Origin of the sequence: Brevibacillus sp. NL20B1 (assembly GCF_018195675.1) — a bacterium.
Lineage (GTDB): Bacteria > Bacillota > Bacilli > Brevibacillales > Brevibacillaceae > Brevibacillus > Brevibacillus aydinogluensis.
The window spans coordinates 14,182-37,665 of the sequence record NZ_JAGTPT010000017.1; the positions used below are offsets into that span (position 1 = coordinate 14,182).

The 23,484-nt window shown below is 57.7% G+C and carries 27 protein-coding genes and 1 riboswitch; of the genes, 2 read left to right on the forward strand and 25 right to left on the reverse strand.

Features of this window, described 5'->3' with window-relative positions:
- Positions 1-6 precede the first annotated feature (6 nt).
- The 16 genes from sufU to KDN35_RS12715 all read right to left on the reverse strand — a co-directional run bounded on the left by sufU (position 7) and on the right by KDN35_RS12715 (position 13,723).
- Positions 7-444 carry a Fe-S cluster assembly sulfur transfer protein SufU gene (gene sufU, locus KDN35_RS12640; RefSeq protein ID WP_171566860.1) on the reverse strand — a complete coding sequence of 146 codons (438 nt, stop codon included), beginning with the start codon at positions 442-444 and terminating at the stop codon, positions 7-9.
- A complete protein-coding gene (locus KDN35_RS12645; protein ID WP_171566859.1) occupies positions 431-1,657 on the reverse strand; it encodes a cysteine desulfurase in 1,227 nt (408 codons plus the stop codon). Before KDN35_RS12645 ends, sufU begins: the two co-directional genes overlap by 14 nt.
- Positions 1,657-2,955 (reverse strand): Fe-S cluster assembly protein SufD, encoded by a 1,299-nt coding sequence (sufD, locus tag KDN35_RS12650; protein ID WP_212132862.1) that lies wholly within the window; start codon positions 2,953-2,955, stop codon positions 1,657-1,659. The genes KDN35_RS12645 and sufD overlap by 1 nt, the downstream gene beginning before the upstream one ends.
- A gap of 21 nt (positions 2,956-2,976) precedes the next feature.
- The gene (sufC, locus tag KDN35_RS12655) at positions 2,977-3,765 is read right to left on the reverse strand and encodes a Fe-S cluster assembly ATPase SufC (protein ID WP_212132863.1); all 789 of its coding nucleotides are present in this window, start codon (positions 3,763-3,765) and stop codon (positions 2,977-2,979) included.
- 330 nt (positions 3,766-4,095) lie between these two features.
- Positions 4,096-5,676: a phosphoenolpyruvate carboxykinase (ATP) gene (gene pckA, locus KDN35_RS12660; RefSeq protein WP_171566857.1), complete on the reverse strand. Its 1,581-nt coding sequence runs from the start codon at positions 5,674-5,676 to the stop codon at positions 4,096-4,098.
- Between the two features lie 303 nt (positions 5,677-5,979).
- Positions 5,980-7,140, reverse strand: coding sequence for a M20 peptidase aminoacylase family protein (locus KDN35_RS12665; protein ID WP_171566856.1), 1,161 nt, complete (start codon positions 7,138-7,140; stop codon positions 5,980-5,982).
- Positions 7,141-7,338: 198 nt separating this feature from the next.
- The gene (locus KDN35_RS12670; protein WP_171566855.1) at positions 7,339-7,674 is read right to left on the reverse strand and encodes an SCP-2 sterol transfer family protein; all 336 of its coding nucleotides are present in this window, start codon (positions 7,672-7,674) and stop codon (positions 7,339-7,341) included.
- A 230-nt stretch (positions 7,675-7,904) separates the two neighbouring features.
- Complete coding sequence (locus KDN35_RS12675) at positions 7,905-8,297, reverse strand: VOC family protein (protein WP_171566854.1); 393 nt, start codon at positions 8,295-8,297, stop codon at positions 7,905-7,907.
- Positions 8,298-8,319: 22 nt separating this feature from the next.
- On the reverse strand, positions 8,320-8,751 hold the full coding sequence (locus tag KDN35_RS12680; protein ID WP_171566853.1) for a hypothetical protein: 432 nt from the start codon (positions 8,749-8,751) through the stop codon (positions 8,320-8,322).
- A 388-nt stretch (positions 8,752-9,139) separates the two neighbouring features.
- Entirely contained in the window at positions 9,140-9,520 is a 381-nt protein-coding gene (gene gcvH / locus KDN35_RS12685; RefSeq protein WP_029098324.1) for a glycine cleavage system protein GcvH, read from the reverse strand.
- Between the two features lie 59 nt (positions 9,521-9,579).
- Positions 9,580-10,032, reverse strand: a complete 453-nt coding sequence (locus tag KDN35_RS12690) for a redoxin domain-containing protein (protein WP_212132864.1) — start codon at positions 10,030-10,032, stop codon at positions 9,580-9,582.
- A 149-nt stretch (positions 10,033-10,181) separates the two neighbouring features.
- The gene (locus KDN35_RS12695; protein ID WP_171566845.1) at positions 10,182-10,730 is read right to left on the reverse strand and encodes a peroxiredoxin; all 549 of its coding nucleotides are present in this window, start codon (positions 10,728-10,730) and stop codon (positions 10,182-10,184) included.
- Positions 10,731-10,879: 149 nt separating this feature from the next.
- Positions 10,880-12,070, reverse strand: coding sequence for an aminotransferase class I/II-fold pyridoxal phosphate-dependent enzyme (locus tag KDN35_RS12700; protein WP_212132865.1), 1,191 nt, complete (start codon positions 12,068-12,070; stop codon positions 10,880-10,882).
- Positions 12,071-12,072: 2 nt separating this feature from the next.
- Positions 12,073-12,435, reverse strand: coding sequence for an arsenate reductase family protein (locus KDN35_RS12705; RefSeq protein WP_171566843.1), 363 nt, complete (start codon positions 12,433-12,435; stop codon positions 12,073-12,075).
- A gap of 237 nt (positions 12,436-12,672) precedes the next feature.
- Positions 12,673-12,852, reverse strand: a complete 180-nt coding sequence (locus tag KDN35_RS12710; RefSeq protein WP_171566842.1) for a hypothetical protein — start codon at positions 12,850-12,852, stop codon at positions 12,673-12,675.
- A gap of 64 nt (positions 12,853-12,916) precedes the next feature.
- On the reverse strand, positions 12,917-13,723 hold the full coding sequence (locus KDN35_RS12715; protein WP_212132895.1) for a DUF2797 domain-containing protein: 807 nt from the start codon (positions 13,721-13,723) through the stop codon (positions 12,917-12,919).
- A 156-nt stretch (positions 13,724-13,879) separates the two neighbouring features.
- Between KDN35_RS12715 and KDN35_RS12720 the strand changes: the two genes are divergently transcribed.
- On the forward strand, positions 13,880-14,569 hold the full coding sequence (locus tag KDN35_RS12720) for a polysaccharide deacetylase family protein (protein WP_371808911.1): 690 nt from the start codon (positions 13,880-13,882) through the stop codon (positions 14,567-14,569).
- Between the two features lie 243 nt (positions 14,570-14,812).
- On the opposite strand, the gene KDN35_RS12725 is transcribed toward KDN35_RS12720, so the two are convergent.
- Together KDN35_RS12725 and KDN35_RS12730 are read right to left on the reverse strand one after the other, a co-directional pair.
- Complete coding sequence (locus tag KDN35_RS12725) at positions 14,813-15,541, reverse strand: amino acid ABC transporter ATP-binding protein (RefSeq protein ID WP_304415109.1); 729 nt, start codon at positions 15,539-15,541, stop codon at positions 14,813-14,815.
- A 128-nt stretch (positions 15,542-15,669) separates the two neighbouring features.
- Positions 15,670-15,873, reverse strand: a complete 204-nt coding sequence (locus KDN35_RS12730; protein ID WP_171566840.1) for a hypothetical protein — start codon at positions 15,871-15,873, stop codon at positions 15,670-15,672.
- Positions 15,874-15,930: 57 nt separating this feature from the next.
- Here KDN35_RS12730 and KDN35_RS12735 point away from each other — a divergent pair, with 57 nt between their 5' ends.
- Positions 15,931-16,122 carry a hypothetical protein gene (locus KDN35_RS12735; protein WP_212132866.1) on the forward strand — a complete coding sequence of 64 codons (192 nt, stop codon included), beginning with the start codon at positions 15,931-15,933 and terminating at the stop codon, positions 16,120-16,122.
- Between the two features lie 369 nt (positions 16,123-16,491).
- Here the strand turns inward: KDN35_RS12735 and KDN35_RS12740 are convergent, their stop codons facing one another.
- The 7 genes from KDN35_RS12740 to KDN35_RS12770 form a co-directional block, all read right to left on the reverse strand.
- Positions 16,492-16,650 carry a hypothetical protein gene (locus KDN35_RS12740; RefSeq protein ID WP_212132900.1) on the reverse strand — a complete coding sequence of 53 codons (159 nt, stop codon included), beginning with the start codon at positions 16,648-16,650 and terminating at the stop codon, positions 16,492-16,494.
- Positions 16,651-16,811: 161 nt separating this feature from the next.
- Positions 16,812-17,990 (reverse strand): MFS transporter, encoded by a 1,179-nt coding sequence (locus KDN35_RS12745; RefSeq protein WP_171566838.1) that lies wholly within the window; start codon positions 17,988-17,990, stop codon positions 16,812-16,814.
- Between the two features lie 321 nt (positions 17,991-18,311).
- The gene (locus KDN35_RS12750) at positions 18,312-18,890 is read right to left on the reverse strand and encodes a GNAT family N-acetyltransferase (protein ID WP_171566837.1); all 579 of its coding nucleotides are present in this window, start codon (positions 18,888-18,890) and stop codon (positions 18,312-18,314) included.
- A gap of 108 nt (positions 18,891-18,998) precedes the next feature.
- Positions 18,999-20,042, reverse strand: coding sequence for an S-methyl-5-thioribose-1-phosphate isomerase (mtnA, locus tag KDN35_RS12755; RefSeq protein WP_212132867.1), 1,044 nt, complete (start codon positions 20,040-20,042; stop codon positions 18,999-19,001).
- Positions 20,039-21,265: an S-methyl-5-thioribose kinase gene (gene mtnK / locus KDN35_RS12760; RefSeq protein ID WP_171566835.1), complete on the reverse strand. Its 1,227-nt coding sequence runs from the start codon at positions 21,263-21,265 to the stop codon at positions 20,039-20,041. Before mtnK ends, mtnA begins: the two co-directional genes overlap by 4 nt.
- 196 nt (positions 21,266-21,461) lie before the next feature.
- A riboswitch (SAM riboswitch) is annotated at positions 21,462-21,604 on the reverse strand.
- 90 nt (positions 21,605-21,694) lie between these two features.
- Positions 21,695-22,876 (reverse strand): anti-sigma factor, encoded by a 1,182-nt coding sequence (locus KDN35_RS12765; protein WP_171566834.1) that lies wholly within the window; start codon positions 22,874-22,876, stop codon positions 21,695-21,697.
- Positions 22,848-23,363, reverse strand: a complete 516-nt coding sequence (locus KDN35_RS12770) for an RNA polymerase sigma factor (protein ID WP_230077387.1) — start codon at positions 23,361-23,363, stop codon at positions 22,848-22,850. The genes KDN35_RS12765 and KDN35_RS12770 overlap by 29 nt, the downstream gene beginning before the upstream one ends.
- Positions 23,364-23,484 lie beyond the last annotated feature (121 nt).

A 23,484-nucleotide genomic window follows, 5' to 3' on the forward strand; every position in this document is an offset into this window, starting at 1 on the left:
ACGGACTTACGACTCTCCGGCCTGTCTGATTCCTTGCTCCAGCGCCTTCCAGGCCAGCGTGGCGCACTTGATCCGCGCCGGAAATTTGGCGACCCCGGACAGTGCCTCGATATCACCCAGGTCGATCGAATCGTCGATTTCCTTGCCCTGCATCATGTCGGAGAAGATGCTCGCCAGTTTCAGCGCCTCTTCCACCGACCTGCCCTTGATCGCCTCCGTCATCATCGAGGCGGATGACATGCTGATCGAGCATCCTTCACCAAGAAACCTGGCATCGACCACCTTGCCCTCCTCCACTTTCAGGGAGAGCGAGATGCTGTCGCCACAGGTCGGGTTATTCAAATTGACTACAAGTCCTTCCGATTCATCCAGCTTGCCGCGGTTGCGCGGCTTCTGGTAGTGGTCCATGATCACGCGGCGGTACAGATCATCAAGAGAAGACATTGCCAAAGAACTCCTTCGCCTTTTTCAACCCCGCCACCAACGCATCCACTTCTTCTTCCGTGTTGTACAGGTAGAAGCTGGCCCGGGCAGTAGCTGTGACGTTCAGCCAGCGCATCAGCGGCTGGGCGCAGTGATGGCCCGCGCGAATGGCGATGCCGTGGCTGTCCAGCACAGTCGCCAGATCGTGTGGATGGACCTCGGCCAGGTTGAAAGTAATCAAGCTGCTGCGGTTTTCCAGTGGGCCGTAAATTGTCAGCCCTTCGATTTCCCGCATCTGCTCCAAAGCATATGCCACCAGTTTTTTCTCATGCCGTTCAATGTTGTCCAGTCCGATTTCCTGCAAGAAGTCGATAGCCGCTCCCAATCCGATGGCACCGGCAATGATCGGCGTTCCGCCCTCGAACTTCCAGGGAAGCTCTTTCCAGGTGGAATCGAAGTGCTCCACAAAGTCGATCATCTCGCCGCCGAATTCAACCGGCTCCATCCGCTCCAGGATCGCGCGTTTGCCGTAGAGCACGCCGATGCCGGTCGGACCGCACATCTTGTGGCTGGAAAACGCGTAAAAGTCGCAGTCCAAATCCTGCACGTCGATCTTTTTATGGGGAGCCCCCTGGGCGCCGTCAACGAACAGCAGCGCACCGTGACGGTGGGCAATTTCGGCGATCTCCTTCACCGGTGTGGTGTCGCCAAGCACGTTGGAGATGTGGTGGATGGCGACCAGTTTGGTGTTGGGGGTAATCGTCTGCTCCACCGCTTCCAGCGTCACCGTGCCGTCCTCTGCCAAGGGAATGAACTTGAACGTCGCGCCGGTCGCCTTGGCCGCCTGCTGCCAGGGAATGAAGTTGCTGTGGTGCTCCACCAGGGTGGTCACGATCTCGTCGCCCGGCTTGAGAAACGTACGGGCGAATCCGTAAGCCACCATGTTGGCAGCGGTGGTCGTTCCCCGGGTAAAGACGACTTCTGCCGCCTCGCGGGCGTTGATGAAGGCGCGGACCTTCTCACGCGCGCCCTCGTATCCGTCTGTCGCCCGGCTGCCCAGCGTATGCACGCCGCGGTGCACGTTGGAGTTGTACTCCTTGTAGTATTTGTCGACCGCTTCGATCACCTGGATCGGCTTTTGCGAGGTAGCCGCGTTGTCCAGATAGACGAGCGGGTGGCCGTTTACCTCTTGGTGCAGGATGGGAAAGTATTGACGAAGCTCCTTGGCGTTCATCAGCCCAACTTCCTTTCGAGCGCCTGGCGCAGCCGGTTCTTCACTTCATCAATCGGAATTTCAGCGACGACCGGTTCCAGGAAGCCCAAGATGATCAAACGCTCCGCTTCCTCGCGGTCGATCCCGCGGGACATCAGGTAGTAGATGCTCTCTTCGCTCACCCGACCCACCGACGCGGCGTGACCCGCTTTCACGTCATCCTCGTCGATCAGCAGAATCGGATTGGCGTCGCCGCGCGCTTTTTCGCTGAGCATGAGAATGTTTTCCGCCTGCTCGCCGTTGGCCTTTTCGGCGCCTTTTTCGATTTTGGTGATGCCGTTCAAAATGGTCGTTGCTTCACCGGTCATAACTGCCTTGCTGACCATGTCGGACTCGGAATGCGTGCCGATGTGCTGCACCTGGGAGGTCAGGTTCTGACGCTGATCGCCGGTTCCCACGGAGACAGTCTTGGTCGCGGCGGAGGAAGCAGTGCCCTTGAGGATGGTCGTGTTGTTGGCGACGGTGTTGCCATCGTTCATCTCACCCAGGATCCACTCCATCTTGCCGTCGCGGTCAACGGTGGCGCGGCGGAACGTGTAGTCGTGGACGTCCTTGGACAGGGAGCGAACGGATGCCACCTGCACGGACGCGCCCGGGCCGACGTACACTTCCACGATGCTGTTGGCCACCATGTTGCGGCCTTCGCCGGAGACGTAGGTATCCACGTAGGTCACTTTGCTGTTCGCTTCCGCCACGATCAGCACGTGCGGGCAGAGCAGCGCGTTGTCGCCTGCCACTTCAAATACGGCCTGCAGCGGCACGTCCAGCTCCACGTTTTTCGGGACGTAGAGGAAAACCCCGCCGTTGACCAAAGCCGTGTGCAGCGCCGTCAGCTTGTGCTCGTCGTACGCCACGACGTTCAGCAGGTATTGCTGCACCAGTTCGCCGTGCTCGCGCAGTGCGGTCGCCAGGTCGGTAAAGATGACACCCTTGCTCTTCAGCTCGTCTGCTGCTGCGTGAAACACAGGGGAGGCGTTTTTCTGCACGATCAGGCTTTTTACCGCGTTTGCGTCGATCTGCGCCTTCACTACGTCGTCCAGTTCGATTGCGGCAGATACCCGGGCGCTGGTCACAAACGGTTCATACTGATCGATGTTCCAATTGTCGATTTTCGTTTTCTCCAAAGCGGGCAGCGGCAGTTCGCCCGCCGCCTTCAAACCGGCCAGTCGCTTTTCCAGAAACCAGGCAGGCTCCTGGTTGGCCTTGGAGAACTCGGTGATCGCTTCACGGTCGAAGCGGAGCTGTACATCCACACTCATCTGACTGCTGCCTCCTTCTTCCTACACGTTCGCGTTTACGGTTTCATCCACGATGCCGAGCTCTTCTTTGATCCAGTCGTAGCCTTCCGCCTCGAGGCGCTCTGCCAGCTCCGGACCTCCGGATTTCACGATGCGGCCCTGCATCATCACGTGTACGAAGTCAGGCTTGATGTAGTTCAGCAGGCGCTGGTAGTGGGTGATGATCAAGAAACCGCGTTCGGGGGAACGCATTTCGTTGACACCGTTAGCCACCACTTTCAGCGCGTCGATGTCGAGACCGGAGTCGATCTCGTCAAGAATACAGATCTTCGGTTCCAGCATCATCATTTGCAGGATTTCGTTGCGCTTCTTCTCACCGCCGGAGAAGCCTTCGTTCAGGTAGCGGTGAGCAAAGGATTCGTCCATTTCCAGCGTTTTCATTTTCTTGTCAAGTTCACGGATGAACTTCATCAGCGAAATCTCGTTGCCTTCACCGCGGCGCGCGTTGATCGCGGAGCGCAGGAAGTCGGAGTTGGTCACCCCGCTGATTTCAGACGGATACTGCATGGCCAGGAACAGACCGGCGCGGGCGCGCTCGTCCACTTCCATCTCAAGCAGGTTTTCTCCATTAAGGATGACTTCGCCTTCGGTAACTTCGTATTTCGGGTGCCCCATCAGCGTGGACGCCAGCGTGGATTTCCCAGTACCGTTCGGACCCATGATCGCGTGCACTTCGCCGCCTTTGATTTCCAGGGTGAGACCCTTGATGATTTCCTTGTCCTCGATTTTGGCGCGAAGGTTTTTTATTTGCAAATGCGGTACTGCTGTCATGTGCTTTCCCTCCATCAGTATCGTGAAATGAATGGGTTATTCTCAATTCATTCTCAATGACTATCTTATAATAAGAATAATTTTAAATCAAGGAATGGAACATATCTGTAATTTTTAAATAATTATGTTTAGTATATTGGGGAAGTCGTTTCTGCGTACTGGGCATTCATATCATTTTTACTTGCTTTGTAATGAAAAATCAATTCCATCTGATTGAAAAAAATTGCCAAGAATCATCCGGGCAGCAGTCTGCCATGCAGGCCTTTCCCCTGCTCGCGAAAAAAGGCGCCCGGCGGCCATGTTCGGCCGGGGCGCCTTTGCGTATGCTGGTTATTGAACGCGCGGACCCGCCTTGGCGATCTCTGTCGCGTCGGGGAATTTCTTCTCGAAGTTCTCGATAAAGCGGGCTGCCAGTTCGCGCGCCTGCTTGTCGTACGCTTCCTTGTCCGCCCAGGTGTTGCGCGGCTGCAGCACATCCGCCGGCACGTTCGGGCAAGATGTCGGCACCTGCACGCCAAAGACGGGATCGGTCACGTAGTCCACGTTTTCCAGTTCGCCGTTCAGCGCGGCAGTTACCATCGCGCGGGTGTAGGCCAGCTTCATGCGCGAACCCACGCCGACCGGTCCGCCGGTCCAGCCGGTGTTGACCAGGTAGACCCGCACGTCGCGCTCGTCAATCTTTTTGCCCAGCATCTCGGCGTAGACGACCGGATGCAGCGGCAGGAATGGAGAACCGAAGCAGGTGGAAAACTCCGTCTGCGGAGTGGTCACGCCGCGCTCAGTGCCGGCCATTTTGCTGGTGTAGCCGGACAGGAAGTGATACATTGCCTGTTCCTTCGTCAGTTTGGAGATCGGCGGCAGCACTCCAAAGGAATCAGCGGTCAGGAAGATGATCACGTTCGGGTGGCCTCCGACGCCCGGGATGACAGCGCCCGGAATCGCTTCAACCGGGTAGGCGGCGCGAGTGTTTTCCGTGTAGGCATCGCTGTCGTAATCGGCGACGCGGCTCACCGGGTCGACCACCACGTTTTCCAGCACGGTGCCGAACTGGATCGCCTTCCAGATTTGCGGCTCGCCTTCTTCGGACAGGCGAATGCACTTGGCGTAGCAGCCGCCTTCGATGTTGAAGACGCCGTCGTCCGACCAGCCGTGCTCGTCATCGCCGATCAGGAAGCGGTTCGGGTCAGCCGACAGCGTCGTCTTGCCCGTGCCGGAGAGTCCGAAGAACAGCGCCACATCGCCATCTTTGCCCACGTTGGCGGAGCAGTGCATGGACAGCACGTTGCGCTCGGGCAGCAGCAGATTCATCACGCTGAAAATGGATTTTTTCATTTCGCCGGCGTACTCGGTCCCGCCGATCAGCACGGTTTTTTGCTCAAAGCTGATGATGATGAACGTCTCCGAGTTGGTTCCGTGCACAGCCGGGTCGGCCTTGAACGTCGGCGCGTAAATGACGGTGAACTCCGGTTTGTGCTCGGCCAGTTCTTCCGCGGTCGGGCGAATGAAAAGCTGGCGGGCAAACAGATTGTGCCACGCGTATTCATTTACCACGCGAATCGGCAGACGGTAGGTTTTGTCCGCGCCGGCAAAGCCGTCAAAGACGAACAGCTCTTTCGTCTGCAGATACTCCAGCACGTCCTGGTAGAGAGCCTGAAACTTCTCCGGAGAGATCGGCTGATTAACCGGTCCCCAGTTGACTTTATCATGCACGGAGACTTCGTCCACCACAAATTTGTCTTTGGGCGAGCGGCCGGTAAACTTACCCGTTAACGCGTTGAGCGCTCCCTTGTCGGTCAGAATACCTTCACCGCGTTTTACCGCCATCTCAACGAGTTGGGCGACAGGCAGGTTTGCGTGGACGGTCGCCGTCGCCAGTACGTCAGCAAGTTTGTAAACCGTCTTGGTTTCCATGTGTGAACGATCTCCTTCCCATAAAAATCCGAGTCATGCCTTTTTCATGTCACGTGATTTGTAATTAGTATATCACATTTCGCCAAATAAGCTACAAGATTTTATTTTTTTGGGTGTGAACAAACTGTGAAGACGCTCTGACAACAGCTACGGCCGGGGTTTCCCCATCTTTAGGGTTCCCCGGCACGTCCGCTTCCTCCGCCTCTATATCGATTTTGTCTGTTCCAGATCATGGCTGCGCTGCCTGCACAGCGTCAAACGACAAATGCCCCCGCCGGATGACGGAGGCACCGTTGCCTGTGATTACGTTGATTGCTCCCCGTGGAGGTGGGCAAATGTCCGAACCACGACACGCGCGAGGATTTCCGCACCGGCAAGCAGAGCGGTGCGATCGAAGCGCATGTGCGGATGGTGCAGCCCAGGCGTCAGATCGCAGCCGAGCGCGAGCATCGTCGCCTTGATGTGCGGCCGCTGCACGGTGTAGAAATGAAAGTCTTCCGCGCCGGGACTGACCGGAGCAGGCCGCAGGTGCTCCGCTCCCAGGACGTCCACGATCGCCTGTTCCATCAGCCGTCTGGCTTCTTCGTCCACTTCCGCCGCCACCATCTGCGAACCGGTCGTCACGCTGATGTCGGCCCCAAACATCGCGGCCGCGCCGTCAATCACCTGCCGGACGCGGGCGGTCAGCTCCTCCATCGCCTGATTGGTCTGCGCCCGCAAGTCCAGCGCGAAGCGGGCCTTGTCGGGAATGATGTTGTAGCTGTCCCCTCCTGCCTGCAGCATGGTCATTTTCACGGTCGCTGGCACCATCGGATTGGTGTGCACCTGCCCCAACCCGTTGAGAATGGCCCCCGCCACCTCGATGGCGTTTACGCCCAGGTGCGGCCGGGCACCGTGCGCCGACACGCCGGTAATCTCTCCGGTCATGAACATCGCTGCGCCGTTGTAGATTGCCGGCCCTGCTTCGCCTGCAGCCATTTCCTGAATGGGCCGCAGGTGGACGCCGTAGAGGAAGTCGATATCATCCACCACCCCTTTTTCCACCAGCTTGAGCGCGCCCTCTCCCTTTTCCTCGGCAGGCTGAAACAGGATTTTCACGGTCCCTTGCGGCTGGTATCCGGAAGCGATCAGCGTCTCCACCGCCTCCAGCACGATCGTCATGTGAGCGTCGTGACCACACGAATGATTGGCCCGCCATACGCCGTCCACTTCCTGCCAAAGCGCGTCGATGTCGGTCCGAAGGCCCACGACCGGCTTACCCTCGCCCCACTCTGCCACCAGTCCGGTACAGTCGTCAAACGTTGTCACGCGCAGCCCCAGGGCGCGCATCCGCTCGGCCAGATAGCGGGTCGTCTCCCATTCGTTCCAACTGGTTTCCGGATGGGTGTGCAGATGGTCAAACGTGCGGTATACCTGGGCTTCCCGCGCGGCCAGCGTCTCTTTCAACGGCAACGCTGTCGTCATGTTCCCCTCTCCTTCTTTCATTTTTTTGCGAATGTTCCGTCATTATCAACCATAGCTGCTCCCTGCTGTCTCGTCTTCCGACCGGAACGTTCTCCCGGCACCATTATAACACAAGACCCACCGGGCTCCGCAGCGTACCGTCACGGCACCCACGACGACACCAGGTCCCTTCCTGGCCAGCCATCCGCGATAGATCGTTCAGCTCGATAAGCGGATCAGTGCCTCCAGTTTCAGCCGATCGCCGATCCGTCCCTTGGTGGACACCTGCTGCCTGGCGTACTGGTAGGCCAGCTCATCGCCCCCGAACAGCATCGCCAGATCACTCGCGCGCCCCCGCACTTCCAGATGGACCGGTTCCTGCCAGGCCGTACACGTCACAGCGCCGCCGGAAAACATCAGGCAGTAGCGCGCCGGCACATCTTCCGCGACAATCCCCACGATGCGCTCCCATCCGGCCGTCAAGGGTTTCAAGTGGGGTTTTTGCCCTACCCGCTCCGCCTTCTCCGCCAACAGCCGCTCCAGAGACTTCGCCAACGCCATCTCCCCCTTTGCTTCTTCCCTTACGTTCGCGGAGGTCCGGGTCGAATCCTTTGACGAGCAGTCGGAACCGATGTCGGCTGGTGTCAGCCGCTCCCATTTTTTCTCGACACTTATCCGCAGGGCAGAGGGACGGCAATTGGCCCTCGGAACAGCAAAACGGCACCCAGCGCTGCCTGCAGGTGCCGTTCTCCATATCTCTCACATATCTCCAAGCCATTGTCTGGCTACTCGTCAAACTCGTCCTTGTCCAGGCGTACCTCCAGATGGTGGCCGTCCGGCGTTTCAAAATAGAGGTTATAGCTGGTCGGCCGGGCAATGGGGCCGCGGTAGCAGATATTGCACGCCTCCAGCTTGTCAACCAGGTAATCCAACTCAGCCCGGCTGGTCACGGAAAAGGCGATGTGATCCACCTGTCCGATGCCGCCTTTTCCTTCGTTATCGGTGCAGGGATGGAGACCAATCCGCGTGTAAGTGCCAATTTGAAAGTAGATAGGTGCTCCTTCTGTCATGTGTTCTTCAGGGATGGGAACTTCCAATATGTCTTTGAAAAAACGAGCTACCTTCACGACATCGCGGCAATTTAAGGCGATGTGGTGTACACCTTTCAAATGAAACATTTACACTGCCTCCTACGTCAACTCAATCACACGCTGCGCTTTCCCTTCGCTTGTTGTACTGCTTCAGTCGTTCGCTCAATCGCTTGAGGCGCAGCATCAGCGTTTCCCGCCAGTCGTCGTCGTTCAGCTCTTTGGCCACGCCCAGCAGGTCAAGGGAAATGTCAATCTGCTGTTTCAGCACGTCGGCGAAGCTGGCCGCTTCGTCCGTCATGCTACAATTCTCAAACAACTCGGATGTATTGTCAACACTCACAAAGTCGGCAAAGTCGACTTCCGGTGCGTTATCACCTTGCGCATATTCTACCAGGATCTCGTACTCTCCCTCAATGGCCGGATGGACTTCGATCCGGTCGCAAACCGGACAAAACAGGATGGGCACGTTGTGCACAACCGTCTTGTAATGGCGCACGGTTCCGATCGAACCGACCATTCCGGCTCCGCAGCAAAAGCTCATTCCTCTCCCTCCTTTTCGCCAAACGCTTGCACGTTTGCACGAATGTACCTCTGTATAGGCATTGTAGCCTACAAACGGACGTCAACTCCAGACGCAAATGATACCAGTCCCTGTTCGGAAGCGTACATTCGTATTCCCATTGTATCTGAAAACAACAGCAGCGACCACTTTTTTCTGACTAATCAAAACATTACAGGCGCGATTTTCCGCTCCCGCCTGGACGCCGCCGACCGCAGCCGCTGGCGTTTTCTCCCCTCGTCCGGGCAGCAGTTGCGCTTGGCCCCGGGGCCCGGGACCCGAAACCCGCCGCTTGTCCCGCCCCGGAGCACGGCCCGCCCCGTGAGAAAAAGGCCGGAGCATGCTGCTTCCGGCCTTTTCGTGCACATTCCTATTCTTTTACCATTGCTTCGTATTTGTCCGCATCCAGCAGCTTATCCAGTTCGCTCGGATCAGACATTTCCACGACGATCATCCACGCCTGCTCGTACGGCGACGTGTTGACCAGTTCCGGCGCGTTTTCCAACTCGCCGTTTACTTCCACCACTTTTCCGCTGACAGGAGCATACAGCTCGGATACAGTCTTGACCGACTCCACGCTGCCAAACGGTTCATCCTGCTTGATCTCGGCCCCTACTTCCGGCAATTCGACGAACACGATGTCGCCCAGCTCGGATTGGGCAAAAGCCGTAATACCGATATACGCCTTGTTTCCTTCTACGCGCACCCATTCGTGCTCTTCACTGTAACGAAGGTGTTTCGGGAATTCCATCGCTTACGTATCCTCCTATCAGGTACATTCGGTTACCCCTTACTTATTGGACAAACGTTCTAGGATTCCTCTTCAATCCCCAAAATTCGATGAAGGCGTTTTTTTACCAAATTGAGCCCCTTCTCGCCCGCCTGGAAGTGACGGAGCTGCAGGTTTTCGTCAAACAGGTAGAAAGCCGGGACGTATTCGTTTTGGAACGCGTCGGTGGTCTTCATCTGGTTGTCGATGGCAATCGGGTGCGTCAGCTTGTACTCGGCAATGGTTTCCTTGATGGCCTCCACGTTGGTGTCCGCTTCGGAGCGCGGCATGTGGATGCCTACCACCTGCAGGCCGTTGGCGGCGTATTTTTCGCGCCACTCGTTCACCTGCGGCAGCGACTCCTTGCACATGTAGCAGCTAATCGACCAGAAGTGAACCAGGACCGGTTTGCCGGCCAGTTCGGACTTGCTCGCCTGTCCGTTGATCCATTCGGTCACACCGGGGAAATCAGGCAGTTCTTCGCGCAAACGCATGGAAAGCACATCTCCTTTCGGTTCCCTACAGAAAAGCTTATGCCAAAAACGGCCCTTCTATTGAAACAGGAGTCGCTTGCTCATCGCTCCTGCAAAAAAAGGGTCTAACAGCAGGTTGTTAGACCCTTTTTCATCTGATGCCGCGATGCTTAGTTCGCCGTCAGGTGAGCTTCACCCGGACGCCAGTTGGCCGGGCACAGACCGCCGGATTGCAGTGCTTGAAGCACGCGCAGCGTTTCGTCTACGGAGCGGCCGATGTTCAGATCGGTTACGACTTGGTAGCGCAGAACGCCTTCCGGATCGATGATGAACAGACCGCGGAATGCTACGCCAGCTTCTTCATCCAGCACGCCGTAAGCACGAGCGGTGGTTTTGTTGAAGTCGGAAGCGAGCGGGTAGTTCAGGCCGCCCAGACCGTTTTTGTCGCGCGGGGTGTTGATCCATGCACGGTGGGAGTGCTTGGAGTCAACGGATACGCCGAGCACTTCCGCATCCAGATCTTTGAAGTCTTCAATCGCATCGCTCAGCGCGATAATTTCCGTCGGGCACACGAACGTGAAGTCGAGCGGATAGAAGAACAGTACCAGCCATTTGCCACGGTAGTCGGAGAGGGAAACCTTACCGAAATCCTTGCCGTTGCCAAGAGCGGTTTCCAGCGTAAAGTCAGGGGCCGGAAGACCAACAAGACGTTGTGCCATATGTAACAACCTCCTTAGGATTTGTTTTATTGCCTACAGTTCTCATCATATCAACGTAGCTCTTTATAGTCAATATAATGTAGGAATCATTTCAACCTGTAATTCCATCTCAATGGCACAACAAATAGCATTCCCACTCGCAGGAACGTTTATGCGCCGGTCGGTTTTCGAGACAATATGCCGGATGCCGCGATTCTGTCGGCCGCTTCCCGCAGCACGTCCGGCGGCTGCACCAGAGCAATGCGCACGTAGCCTTCTCCTTCCGCGCCGAATGCGCTGCCGGGGACGACCACCACGCCCGCTTCTTCCAACAGGGCAAAGGCAAACGCCCGCGAACTCCATCCGGCCGGCACCGGCGCCCAGACAAACATGGTCGCCTTGGGCGGCTCGATCGCCCAGCCCGCTTCCCGCAGCGCAGCGAGCAACACGTCACGCCGTTCCTGGTAGAGGGGGCCCACCGCGTTTGACGAACCCGACTCCCTGTCCAGCCGCAGCGCCGCCACCGCCATCTGCTGCACGGGGAGAAAGACGCCGTAATCCACGTTGGATTTGACCGCGGCCAGCGGCTTGATGATCTCTTCATTGCCCACCACGTAGGCGATCCGGCAGCCGGCCATGTTGAAGCTTTTGGAAAACGAGTTGAACTCGATGCCCACGTCTTTGGCTCCGGGCGCCTGCAGAAAACTGGGCGGCCGATAACCGTCAAACGCCATTTCCGAGTAGGCCAGGTCGTGCACCACGATGATGTCGTGCCGTTTGGCAAAGGACACCACCTGTTCAAAAAAGGAGAGCGGCGCCACGGCAGACACCGGGTTGTTCGGATAGTTGAGAATCATGAAGCGGGCGCGCCGGGCCACCTCTTCCGGAATTTTCGCCAGATCGGGCAGGAAGCCGTTTTCCGCCCGCAGCGGCATCGGGTACAGGTCGGCCCCCGCCAAACGGACGCTGCCGGCGTAGATGGGATACCCCGGGTCCGGCACCAGCACCACGTCCCCGGGGTCGGCCCAGGCCAGGGCAAAGTGGGCCAGACCGTCCTGGGAGCCCATCAACGAGTGTACCTCCCTGTCGGGATCGAGCGCGACGCCGAACCGGTACCGGTACCAGCGGGCCACTTCGGCGCGAAATTCGTCCGTCCCGTCGGTCATCGGATAGCCGAACGCTCCCGGCTGCCGCACGGCTTCGACCAGCGCGTCCACCAGTTCAGGCGCGGGCGGCTGGTCCGGACTGCCGATGCTCAGGTCGATGACGGGACGACGCTGCGCCGCGCTCCGCTTGCGCCTCGCGAGTTCGGAAAATATCGCCGACGACAGGTGCTCCAAACGCCGCGACGGGGTCCGCATCGTCAGCGCGCCCCCCAGGCTTTTTCGAACTCATCTTCCTTAAAGCCAACTGTCACCGTGTTGCCGTCCGTCACCAGCGGGCGCTTGATCAGTTTGCCGTTGGACGAAAGCAGCTCCAGCATCTCTTCCTCGCTCATCGCGGGCAGCTTGTCCTTCAGTCCCAACTCGCGGTAGTGCTGGCCGCTGGTGTTGAAAAACTTGCGCAGGTCAAGCCCGCTCGCCTGCCACATCCGGCGCAGCTCCTCCTTGGACGGCGGAGCCTCGACAATCGGAATCTCCTCAAAGGCGACACCGTGCTGATTCAGCCACTGCTTCGCTTTGCGGCAGGTGCCGCATCTGTCGTAGAGGTATGCCTTGATCGTCATACTGATTCACCTCGAACGCGTGATAATTAACAATGGAAAGAATTGTTCCTGCTACTAGCATACCACGATGTCCCTCGCGGCAAAAACGATTCAGACTGGAGCCCGCAAGTAACGTGCAGGAGAGGACAGGTGCCCCCCTCCCGAAGTTACGCGGGCTTTTTTTCATGCGACCAGGGCAGTCCTTAAAAAACGGCAGCCACACATCGCTGCTGGCTGCCATACCCTGTCATCCGTCTTTTAATTGGTTGTCCGTACCGGTTCACCAGGCTCGCCGCCCGGCTCCGCCGTTTCCGTACCCGGATTGACCTGCCACGTCTGCGCCAGCGGCGAAAAGGGCACCCCCAGCGGGTCTGCTTCTGCCGCTTCTGCGAGCGTGCCGGTCAGCGGTTCCGTGTATTGGATCTGCTCTCGGGTCACGTGCGTTCGCCTCCTCCGCTCCGATTTCTTTCAGTGTGGAGCGAAGGGGGCTGGTTTATGCACGTCAGGCGGTGACGGTCACCTGCACCTGGTAACCGGCGTGTTTTTTCGCCTGGAAGACGCCGTTTTCAAAAATCAGGTACTGGGCCTTCACGCCGATCAGCTTGCCGCCGAGACTCTCCTGCTTGTCCAGCGTCAGCGATTTGATCTTGTCCAGCGACTCCAGGATCGGATAGGTGATGTCTATCCATTCGTCTTCCCGGTACTGAAACGGCTTGAACTCCTCAGGGAAGTGGGCGTACACCTCTTCGCGAAGGGCGAGGAGATCCACTTCCTTGACATCCCCTTTCAGCATTTTTCGCCAGTTGGTCTTGTCGGGCAAAAACTGGCTCAGGTGCACCTCCAGCTCTCCCGCCATGCGCCGGGTCGGCACCTCCGCGATCGGGATGGCGCGGATGGCTCCCTGGTCCACCCAGCGCTTGAGCTCGTTGTTTTTTCGCGTCAGCCCCACCTTCACGTCGCTGGATACGGCCAGGTAGACGTAGTGCGGAATCATGCAGTGCGCCTCTCCAAAGCTGGCGTCTCGACAAGTCCCCTGATCATAGTGGCATTCGTGCGGTTTGACGATGCACAAGTCGTTTTCCGGCAGCTTGGTAAAACAGGGGTAACAGTACCCGTTGTTAAACGTCTTGTTGGTCTTGCGTCCGCAGGCGATGCAGTTTTTCTCGCCGAGAAAGGCGATCGTCAGTTCGCGGCCCAGCCATTCATTCAACGGCAGCCGGTCTTCCCCCACCTGCAGATAGTAGTCAACAGGATGATCCTTGCCGTGGTACTGGTGGACCAGCCCATGCAGAACACCGCGGAGTTCCACCATTACTCTCTCCTCCCCTATGTACGGTCCCTTCATTCTACCACATCCCGCTTTCCCGCAGACCGCTGTTTTCTTTTGGCAGCATGTTTTCCCGGGGCCCGGTGAAGCTAGAAAAAGACCATTCATGCAAAGGAGGCGGTAGTCTTGCGCCGCAGGATGCTGTTTGCCTGTCTGCTCCTCTGCCTCTTCGGATGGACGTCCCGCACCGCCGCGTCTGGTCTGCCTGTCCCCGCCTACGAGCCCATCCATCGCATCGACACCCAGAAAAAAGTGGTGGCGCTCACCTTTGACGACGGACCGGATGCCGTCTACACGCCGAAGATCCTGGAAGTGCTGCACCGCAACAACGTGTTAGCCACCTTTTTCGTGCTCGGTTCCAAAGCGGAGCAATATCCCAAGATCATGCAGTGGATCCAGAAAGCCGGGCACGAGATCGGCAATCACGGGTACCACCATTACGACCTGAACAAGCTGACCGAACAGGAGATTTACGACGAGATCAAGCGCGCCGAGCAGTCGATCCTGCGCACGACCGGCGTGCTGGCCCAGTACTACCGGCCGCCCGGCGGCGTCATGACCCACGACGTGTTGAACGCCGTCCAGTCATGCGGGTACGACATCATCCACTGGTCGGTCGATCCGCGCGACTGGTCGTTGGCCCGCACCGCCTCGGTGATTGCCAAAAGCGTTAAAAGCAGCGTCTCGGCCGGAGACATCATCCTGTTTCACGACGGCGGGCTGAACCAGCGGCAGACCGTAGCGGCACTGCAAGAGCTGATTACCGATCTCCGCTCCCAGGGCTACCGGTTTGTCACTGTGAGCCAGCTTCTCGATGCGGCACAATAGGTGCTTGTCTTGCGCGCACCAAACCGCAGGAGGTATATTTTTCTACATTTTTCATTTGGTTTCAATGAAATACGCAATCATTGGAAACCGATTTGAAAGTAAACCGCCAAGCATTGCGCACAAAAAAGGCTGGCTCAAAAGAGGCTGTCCCCGATTAAAATGAAAAACCCAGGAATGTTGATTTTCCAGCATTCCTGGGTTTTGTCTTTGTTAGTTATCGGGTTGAAAATCATGTTTGCACGCTTACGCCGACGTCCTGCCCAAAAAGGCGCGCAGCCGGTCGTTTCGCGGACTGGAAAAAATCTGTTCGGGCGTTCCTTCTTCGACAATGACGCCTTGATCCATGAAAATCACCCGGTCGCTCACCTCGCGGGCAAAGCCCATCTCGTGGGTGACGACGATCATGGTCATGCCTTCCCTGGCCAGGTCTTTCATCACACCCAGCACTTCGCCGACCAGCTCCGGATCAAGTGCGGAGGTGGGCTCGTCAAACAGCATCACTTTGGGGTTCATGGCCAGTGCACGGGCAATCGCCACCCGCTGCATCTGTCCGCCTGAGAGGCGGTCCGGGTAGACGTCCGCCTTGTCTTCCAGCCCCACCTTTTTCAACAGGGCCAGTCCATGCTGCCGCGCTTCCTCCAGCGGCATCTTCTTCACCTTGATGGGAGCGAGGATGACGTTTTCCAGCACGGTCTTGTGCGGGAACAGATTGAACCGCTGGAACACCATGCCGACTTCTTCCCGCACCTTGTTGATGTCCACCTTGGGATCGCTCAGGTCGCGACCGGCGATGACGATCCGTCCGCCCGACATCTCCTCCAACTGGTTGAGACAGCGCAAAAACGTGCTTTTCCCCGAGCCGGACGGCCCGATCACGCACACTACTTCCCGTTCCGCCACCTGGGTGGTGATGCCTTTCAGCACTTCCAGCTTTCCGTAATTTTTTCGCAGGTCTGTCACTTGGATGATCACGACTTGTACCCCCTGGTTCCGTCTGTCTGTATTCCTGTCTCCCTATTGTAGCCTAATGTTTCGAAAATTTCAGCAGTTTAACATATTTTATCAGCGGGTACTCCACCTTCGTGCATCAGATGACAGGATTAGTGCAGTTGGCTATAATCATGAATTTTATTTTGCTGTTCATGTAAAAACGTCTCTTTGTATACCATATTAGACGGGCTTGAGTTTTTCATTGCTGTATCCAAATCCTTCACGTTCGCTTTTCTTTTTGTTACGCGGTCATACACTACCCCAAAAACCAAAAGACCCCCAACAATGATGGACAGGAAGATCCACGTCGACATGATAATTCCCTCCTTATACTTGGGTTCGCGAAGGCAAAGGGAGCCAACTGCAGCGGGATGCGTCAGTGGCAGATGAAAAAAAAAGCGAAGAGATATGGAACGCCAAAAATATCTAAACATATTTTTAGGGAAGATAATATTTTTCTTTATGTTGTTTCCACTTATACCATACGAGGTTCATTAGAAAAACGACAACCAACTGGATTAAAAAAACTAGTTCATCATTTTTCCCATCATAGAAAAACCTAAAAAACAATAGGCTTGAAAGTGCAAAGGTAGCAAGAAAGATTAAAGCAATCCTGATAATAGTAAAAATATCCCTGACCAAGTTTTTCATGAATCCAGTTCACACCTTGTGTTACCGTTTTTTTATGTCAGCGAGTGCCTGCCATTCAATCGTTCTTTTTTTTAAAGTCTAGCTCTTTAACAAACTTCATGAATTTTATGCCCTTCCTTCCTGAGCCTTTCGACGTATTCATTGATATCTCCTTCCCCTCCCGGACAGCCCCCCAAACGTAAACATCCCGCACCACGTGGATTGTGGATACGGGATGCCGGGGCACGCCATGCATCTCGCCGGCCGGACTGGCCGTGAACGCGGGTATGTGTGCCGTCGCCCTATCGGACTGTCGCCTGCGGAGCGGCGGGAGCGGGCGCCGGATTGCTGTCATCTGTAAAGAAGGGAGCGACGACCAGACTCAGCAGAAAAAACAGAATCCAGATAATCCCGCGTTTAAATACGGATGGCGTAAGCATCGGGTCGACCCCTTTCGACAAAAAATGGGACTATCCTTACGTTTCCCCTGCTGTTCTCAGTTTATGCCGGGAGCGCCGCTTATTCTTTGGGTCTGCGCCCAATTTGAAGGACGTTCAGCAAAAACAGCCCGTTAGTCGGGCTGCATGACAGACGATATTGTGACGGCAGAGGGATGCTGCGCCTAGCTTTCCTGGGTATGAAGGCACATCTTTTCTGACTGGGTCCGCTTCAGCAGGCAGGCGACGGCGAAAGCGAGAAGCTGCCCGCCCATCAGCCAGAAGATGGTCCACGGCTCCCACACCTGCATCATGAGACCGTTCAGATTGGGCGCAAGAATGCTGGCCACGCCGAAGTTCACGCCGGCAATGATGCCCGCCGTCGGCACCATGGACGCCGGCAGGATGTCAGCCGCAAAGGCCAGGCCCAGCGAGTAAAACGACCCGACCGCCGCACCCGCCAGGGCCAACAGCAGCATCATCGCCCAGACGCTGTCGCCGCTCAACGGGAACAGCAAAAACGCAGCTGCCCCCACCAATGCGCAGACACCCATCACCAGTCTGCGCCCAATCCGGTCGCTCAACGCCCCCAGCGGCATTTGCAGGATGATGCTGCCCACGACAAACGACGGCAGGATCAGCGACACCCACTCCACTGAGATGCCTGTTCGCAGCGCGTAGACGGGAAAGCTGCCGTTGAGCGACGTCTCCATGAATCCGTACAAAAACGACGGAATCAGCGCCAGCCACCCCAGCCGGAAGACGGCAGCGTAGCGGTTTTCCCGCCTTCCATCCGCAGCCGGCGGTACCGGATCGGGATACGCATTGCGGATACGGGCCAGCAGGCAAAACGCCAGCACGTACAGGACAGTGACCGCCGCAAACGGTGCCCAGATCCCGAACGGCAGCAGATTGATTCCCAGCGGTCCGATGCTAAAACCGATCCCGTATGCCAATCCGTACAGCGACAAATCCCGTCCCCGCCGCTCTGGCGGCGCAATTTTCGTCACCCACATCTGGCTGGCGTAGTGCAGCGAAGTATCGCCCACGCCCATCAGCAGGCGCAGGGCAAACCAGACAGCCAGATGGGTAAAGAACGGGAGCAGCACGGTGGAGGCGGTGACCAGCACCAATCCCCACAAAATGGTGGAACGGTAGCCGATCCGTCTGAGCGGGATCTCCAACCACGGTGAAGCCACTACCATCCCGATGTACAAGGCGGCCGCGTTCAGGCCGTTGGCCAAAGACGACACCCCCTGCTGTTCCAGCAGCACGGCCAAAAGCGGGATGGTCAGACCCTGGCTGACGCCGCCGATCACCACCACCAGGATCAGTACCCAAAAGGTATAACGCGATGACGACATAATTTCCGGTAACTCCTCTCAAACTCTTCCTTATTCATATGTGCAGCCTTCCCGCCACGTCAGCGGCACTCCCTGGCTGCGCCGCAGAGAGAAAACCTGCTGCAACAGGTACCTGTTTGGATGCAGCCCCTCCTGCGCTGGCTGGACAGCCGACTCTGTATCACGGTCAAAGCTGGCAGTGTCCCGCATCAGGCAGGCACGCCGCTTGACCTATTGCTTGTTCGCAACAAAGAAAGGGATGCGCTGCACGCAATCCCTTTTTCGCTAGTCATGTTACGATCGTAAGTTATCCAAATTTTCTTGTCAATCCAACATATTCTCTCAAATCCCGCTCCTGCTCATCCCCGCGGATCTCCGGCCTCGCCACTCGGCAGCGAGCATGCTGTAGACGGCGTGGTCGACGAAATGGTCGTACAAGAATTCGTTGCTGCGCAGCACGCCTTCCAGCTGAAAGCCAAGCCGCTCCGGTATGGCCCGGCTTTTTACATTGCCCGTCGCCGCCTGGATGGCGACGCGCTCCAGATTCCACTCGCCAAACACGAGATGGTCCAGGTAAGCGGCCACTGCCTGAGTCATCAGCCCTTTTCCCTGAAACTGCTCCCCCAGCCAATACCCAATGGACGTCTTCCGATTGTTCCAGTCGATGCTGTGGACGCCCAGCGTCCCGGCCAACCTGCCCTTGTACCAGATGCCGTAATGGGTGCCCTGGCGGCGCTTGTGCTGGTCAATCGTTAAGGCGATGAACTGGGCTGTGTCCTTTACCTCGCGCACGATGTCAAGCCACGGCAGCCACTGGCGCAAATAGGCCCGGTTGACATCCGTCAGCCAGAACAACTCCTCCGCGTCGGCCGGTTCCAGCTGCTTCAGGCAGGCCTCCATCGTCATGGGAATCACTCTCATGTCTCTCCTCCTCCAGGAAACGCAAACAGCGCCCGGGGGCGCTTTATCGGTGGGAAAAAGGACCTCCGGACGAGACGCCCTTCCCTGGGCCGTCCGGGGCTGTTTGCGTCAGCGTTTGCAGTTGCGGATTTCGTCCGGTTTGTAGATGCCGTTTTCGGTGACAATGGCCGTGATGTAGCGGGCCGGAGTGACGTCAAACGCAGGATTGTACACCTTGATGCCGTCCGGCGCCACCTGTTTGCCCAGTCCATGTGTAATCTCCTCCGCCGGCCGCTCCTCGATCGGAATGTCTGCGCCCGTCGGCGTGTCGAGATCGATAGAAGACAGCGGGGCCGCCACGTAAAACGGTATGCCGTGCGCGTGTGCCAGAACGGCAACACCGTAGGTCCCGATCTTGTTGGCGACGTCACCGCTGGCAGCCACGCGGTCCGTGCCGACGATGACTGCCTGCACCTTGCCCTGGGCCATCACCATCGCCGCCATGTTGTCACAAATCAGCGTGACGTCGATGCCCGCCTGCTGCAGCTCGTAGGCGGTGAGGCGCGCCCCCTGCAGCACAGGCCGAGTCTCGTCAGCGTACACTTTCAGGTTCCAGCCGCGCTCCTTGGCGAGGTAGAGCGGGGCCGTCGCCGTGCCGTAGGCTGCTGTCGCGAGCGCCCCCGGATTGCAGTGCGTCAGGATGCCCATGCCGTCTTTCAGCAGGGTGAGCAGATGCTCTCCGATCCGGCGGCACACTTCCGCGTCTTCCCGCTGGATGGACAGGGCTTCATTCAGGACTGCTGCCTTCAGCTCTGCCACCGGTTTGCCGGACTCGCGCTGCACGCGTGCTTTGATCCTGTCCAGGGCCCAGAACAGGTTGACTGCCGTCGGGCGAGAGGTGCCGAGGTAGTCAGCCTGTTCGCTCAGGTGTTGCCAAAACGTATCGAAATCGTTGGCGTCGCTGTTGCGGATGCCGAGGTACAAACCGTAGGCGGCCGCCATGCCGATGGCCGGTGCCCCGCGTACCTGCAGATGGCGGATGGCCGCCCACACTTCTTGTGCAGTCGTCAGTGTCAGGTATGTCGTTTCAACGGGCAGCCGGGTCTGGTCCAGCAGGACGAGCGCGTCATCCTGCCACTTGACCGGCGCAAATGGCGTGCTGGTCGTTGTCATACTACAGCCTCCTGGTAGTATCGTGCGGTAACCGTCCGAACGATATCTGTGATGTCTGTCGATACTTCCACCTTGTTCCGCTCCAGAATCAGCGCCTGGCCAATCGCCAGCGCCAGCCGTTCTGCTTCCGCGCGGGTCTGGTCATCGGCGATGCTGTTCAGGTCGGCGACGCCCGCCAGTCCGATGACGCGGCGCAGGATTTTACAGCCGGCAAAGCCTGCTGCGTCGCGGATCAGCCGCTGCACGTAGCCCTGCCAGAAGCCTTCGGTGTGGGCGCTCCGCTCTTTCGCCTGTTTGTGCCAGAGCTGGACGAACTGGGAGACAAACTCGTTCCAAACGTCTTCCACCGTTGCCAACAGATATTCTCGATAATCCCCCCGCTTTCCTGCGTCCGGCTGCAGACCGTGCTGGCCCGCGTAGTTCAGCAGCAGGTTGGCGATCACCGCGCCAATGTCGAAGCCGATCGGGCCGTAGTAGGCAAATTCAGGGTCGATTACCTTGACCGACGTCGGCGATACAAAGATGCTGCCGGTATGCAGGTCGCCGTGTATCAGCGCCTCCGCCCGGGTGAGAAAATCGTACTTGAGCTGCGCAATTTCCAGCTTCAGCTGCTTGTTGTTCCAGATCGCCTCCACCTCCCGCTTGATCAGCGGGTTGAAATTGTTGGTCGGCGCGTCTTCGTAAGGATCGGTAAAGACGAGGTCTTCCGTGATTTTGCACAATTCCGGATTTATGAATCTTCCGACAAGCGCTTTTTTGTCGTAGGGATGCGCCCCCAAGTCGGACGTGTAAAACAGCGTATGGGCGAGAAAGCGGCCGATCTGTTTGGCGAACAGCGGGTAGCGGTTGCCCTCGATCAAGCCTTTTCGCATAATCACGTGGTCGCTGACGTCTTCCATCACGGTCAGGGCCAGCTCCTCGTCGTAGTGATACACCTTCGGCACGAGATCCGGCACGTATTTGTGCTGGATGCGCAACGCCTCGCTTTCGATTCGGGCGCGGTCCAGCGTGAGCGGCCAGGATTCACCCACTACGCGGGCGTAGGGCAGTGCCTGCTTGACGACGACGCTTTTGCCCGTCGCTTCCTCCCTGATGTGGAATACCAGGTTGAGATTGCCGTCACCAATCTCCCGGCTGGTCAGTTCCGCTTCCGGCGCAAACAGGTCCGGCAGTTGTTTTACGTACTGCACTGCTTCTTGTTCGCTCAATGCGCGATACGCCATGGTCCAATCCCCTCTCCTTTGACAGATTCTCTTGTCTTCACATTCACTTGTCTTTGCACTTTCGCTTTGTCTATGTTGGCGGCCGCCGGGCGGCGTGTGTGCTGCTGCCGCCTCCAGCCGGAGCATTCCGCACATACAAAAAACCTCTTTTCCCGAAGAAAAGAGGTCTGTTCATACGCGTCTGCGTGTCGTCTCCCCCTTATCTTCCAGAATACTTTTGTTTCTGCAGGAATTAGCACCGTGCATGCGCTGCACGTCTGTCGCCAGAATCGCTCGAACAGCGTCATGTCGGTTGCCGGGTTTCATCGGGCCAGTCCCTCCACCTTCTCTGGATAAGGTATCCAACGTATGCGGTTTTGACGTTTGTTTGAATCATACAACCCCGTCTTCTCGCTGTCAACACCCTTTTTTGGGCGAATTGTCCAGTCTTCACGGACTGGTTCGCTGGCCCGAAGCACTCGGCCGGTCCCAGTTCCACCAGTCGATCCGGCCCACGAAGGCAGCCGTGATCGACGGCTCCTGCCGCAGCTTTAGCAGTTCCTTGACAGGGCCCGTCACGACCGCCCCGTAGAGGCGCACACCGTTCTGCTGCAGGTAGCGGCAGCGTTCCTCGATGCGCAGCCGGTTTCGGGCGGTCACAAGCCGCTCGCCAATGGCGTTCGTCAGCCGTTCCTGTCCCGCGAGATACTCCATTTCCGCCAGGTACGCCCGGGCGCGCCGCTCACCTTCGCCATGTGCCTGAATCGGTGCTTCGCCGTAATCGAGTTCTCTTTCCGCGTATCCCCACACGTCACCGGCCGACAGCAGCAGACTGCCTTCCGCCGCGTCCGGATGGTTTCGCTCCTGCCCCGTGTCCACGGCGAACCAGGTGGTATCCAAATCGTAGCCGGAAAAAAGGGCGTAGTACTCATCATGGGTCAGCAGCCGGTCAAACGAGACGGCGAGCTGCGCCACCGTTCCCTCCGGCAGCTTTTCCAGCGTGTTCCAGGCAGGATTTCTGCGGATGGCGCTTTCTTCCCGATCGTCCGCTGACAACGGAAAGAGAAAAAAGAGCCGCTCTTTCCGCAAACCGTCGGTCCATGCCGGCTTCGCGGAAATGATCGAGAAGACGTTGCTGATCGAAAAGGTTCCGGCGTTCTGATCGTCTCTCCCCACCTGTTCACGCAGTTCCATGGTTATCTCCCCGTACAAAAATCCGATTTGCGAACCGCTGCTGCCCACCGTGAGCCCCGGCTGGGTAAAGTGCACCATGTCCCGGGCCACCCGGTAGGCGTCCTCGTACAAATACCAGCCGATCCACCCGTTGGTGAACATCAGGACGGCCCCGACGAGAAGCGAGATGGCCACCGTGTAAGCCGCGTTGCCGAGCCTGTGGCGCCATTTGCTGCGGCGGAGGATGGCGCGCTGCGTCTCTTCGGACAGCACGTCCGTTTCTCTCTCCTCCTCTCCGCCGCTGCCCAGCAAAAGCTCCTCCAAGCGTTCCGCATACAGTTCGTCCGCTGCAATCCTCGCACGGAAAGAGGCAGCTTCTTCCTTCGTCATTTCACCGCGCAGATATGCCAGCAGTTCCCGTTCCCGATCCTCATTTGCCTTGTCCGTCGTCAAGTTCATCCCTCCACATTCTGCGTAATTTTTGCCGCCCGCGAAACAATGAGCGCTTTACGTCCCCCGTGTCGATGCCCAGCACCTCGGCGATTTCCGCGTAGCTGAGCTGTTCGTAATGCAGCAGGATCACCTGTTTTTGCTTCTCCGGCAGCCGGTCCAGGCACGTCCGCAGCGATGACCACGCCTCTTGGCTCAGCAGCGTCCGCACCGGGTCCGCCGCCGCCCCGTCCGGCTGTTCCGGAATCTTCTCCACCAATCGCCACGGACGCTTCTTCCGCCTCCGATGCCAGTCCACAAACGTGTGGTAGGCCGCCTTGTACAGCCAGGGGCGCACCTTTTCCCCACGATAGTCATCCAGGTATTGATACGCCCGAAAAAAGGTCTCCTGCGTCAGGTCTTCCGCCTGCACCCGGTCAACGGTCAATCGGCAGAGGTAGCGGTATATGTCGTTGACGTACAAGCGGTACACGTCTTCCAGTCCGACCTTTTCCACGGATTCACACCCTTTCACTCCTATCCACGCACATGGCGGGGAAAAGTTCCACCGCGCCGCAGCATTTTTTCAAAATATTGAGGTTTATGGTAAAATAAGGGGTATTATAACACGGTGTCCA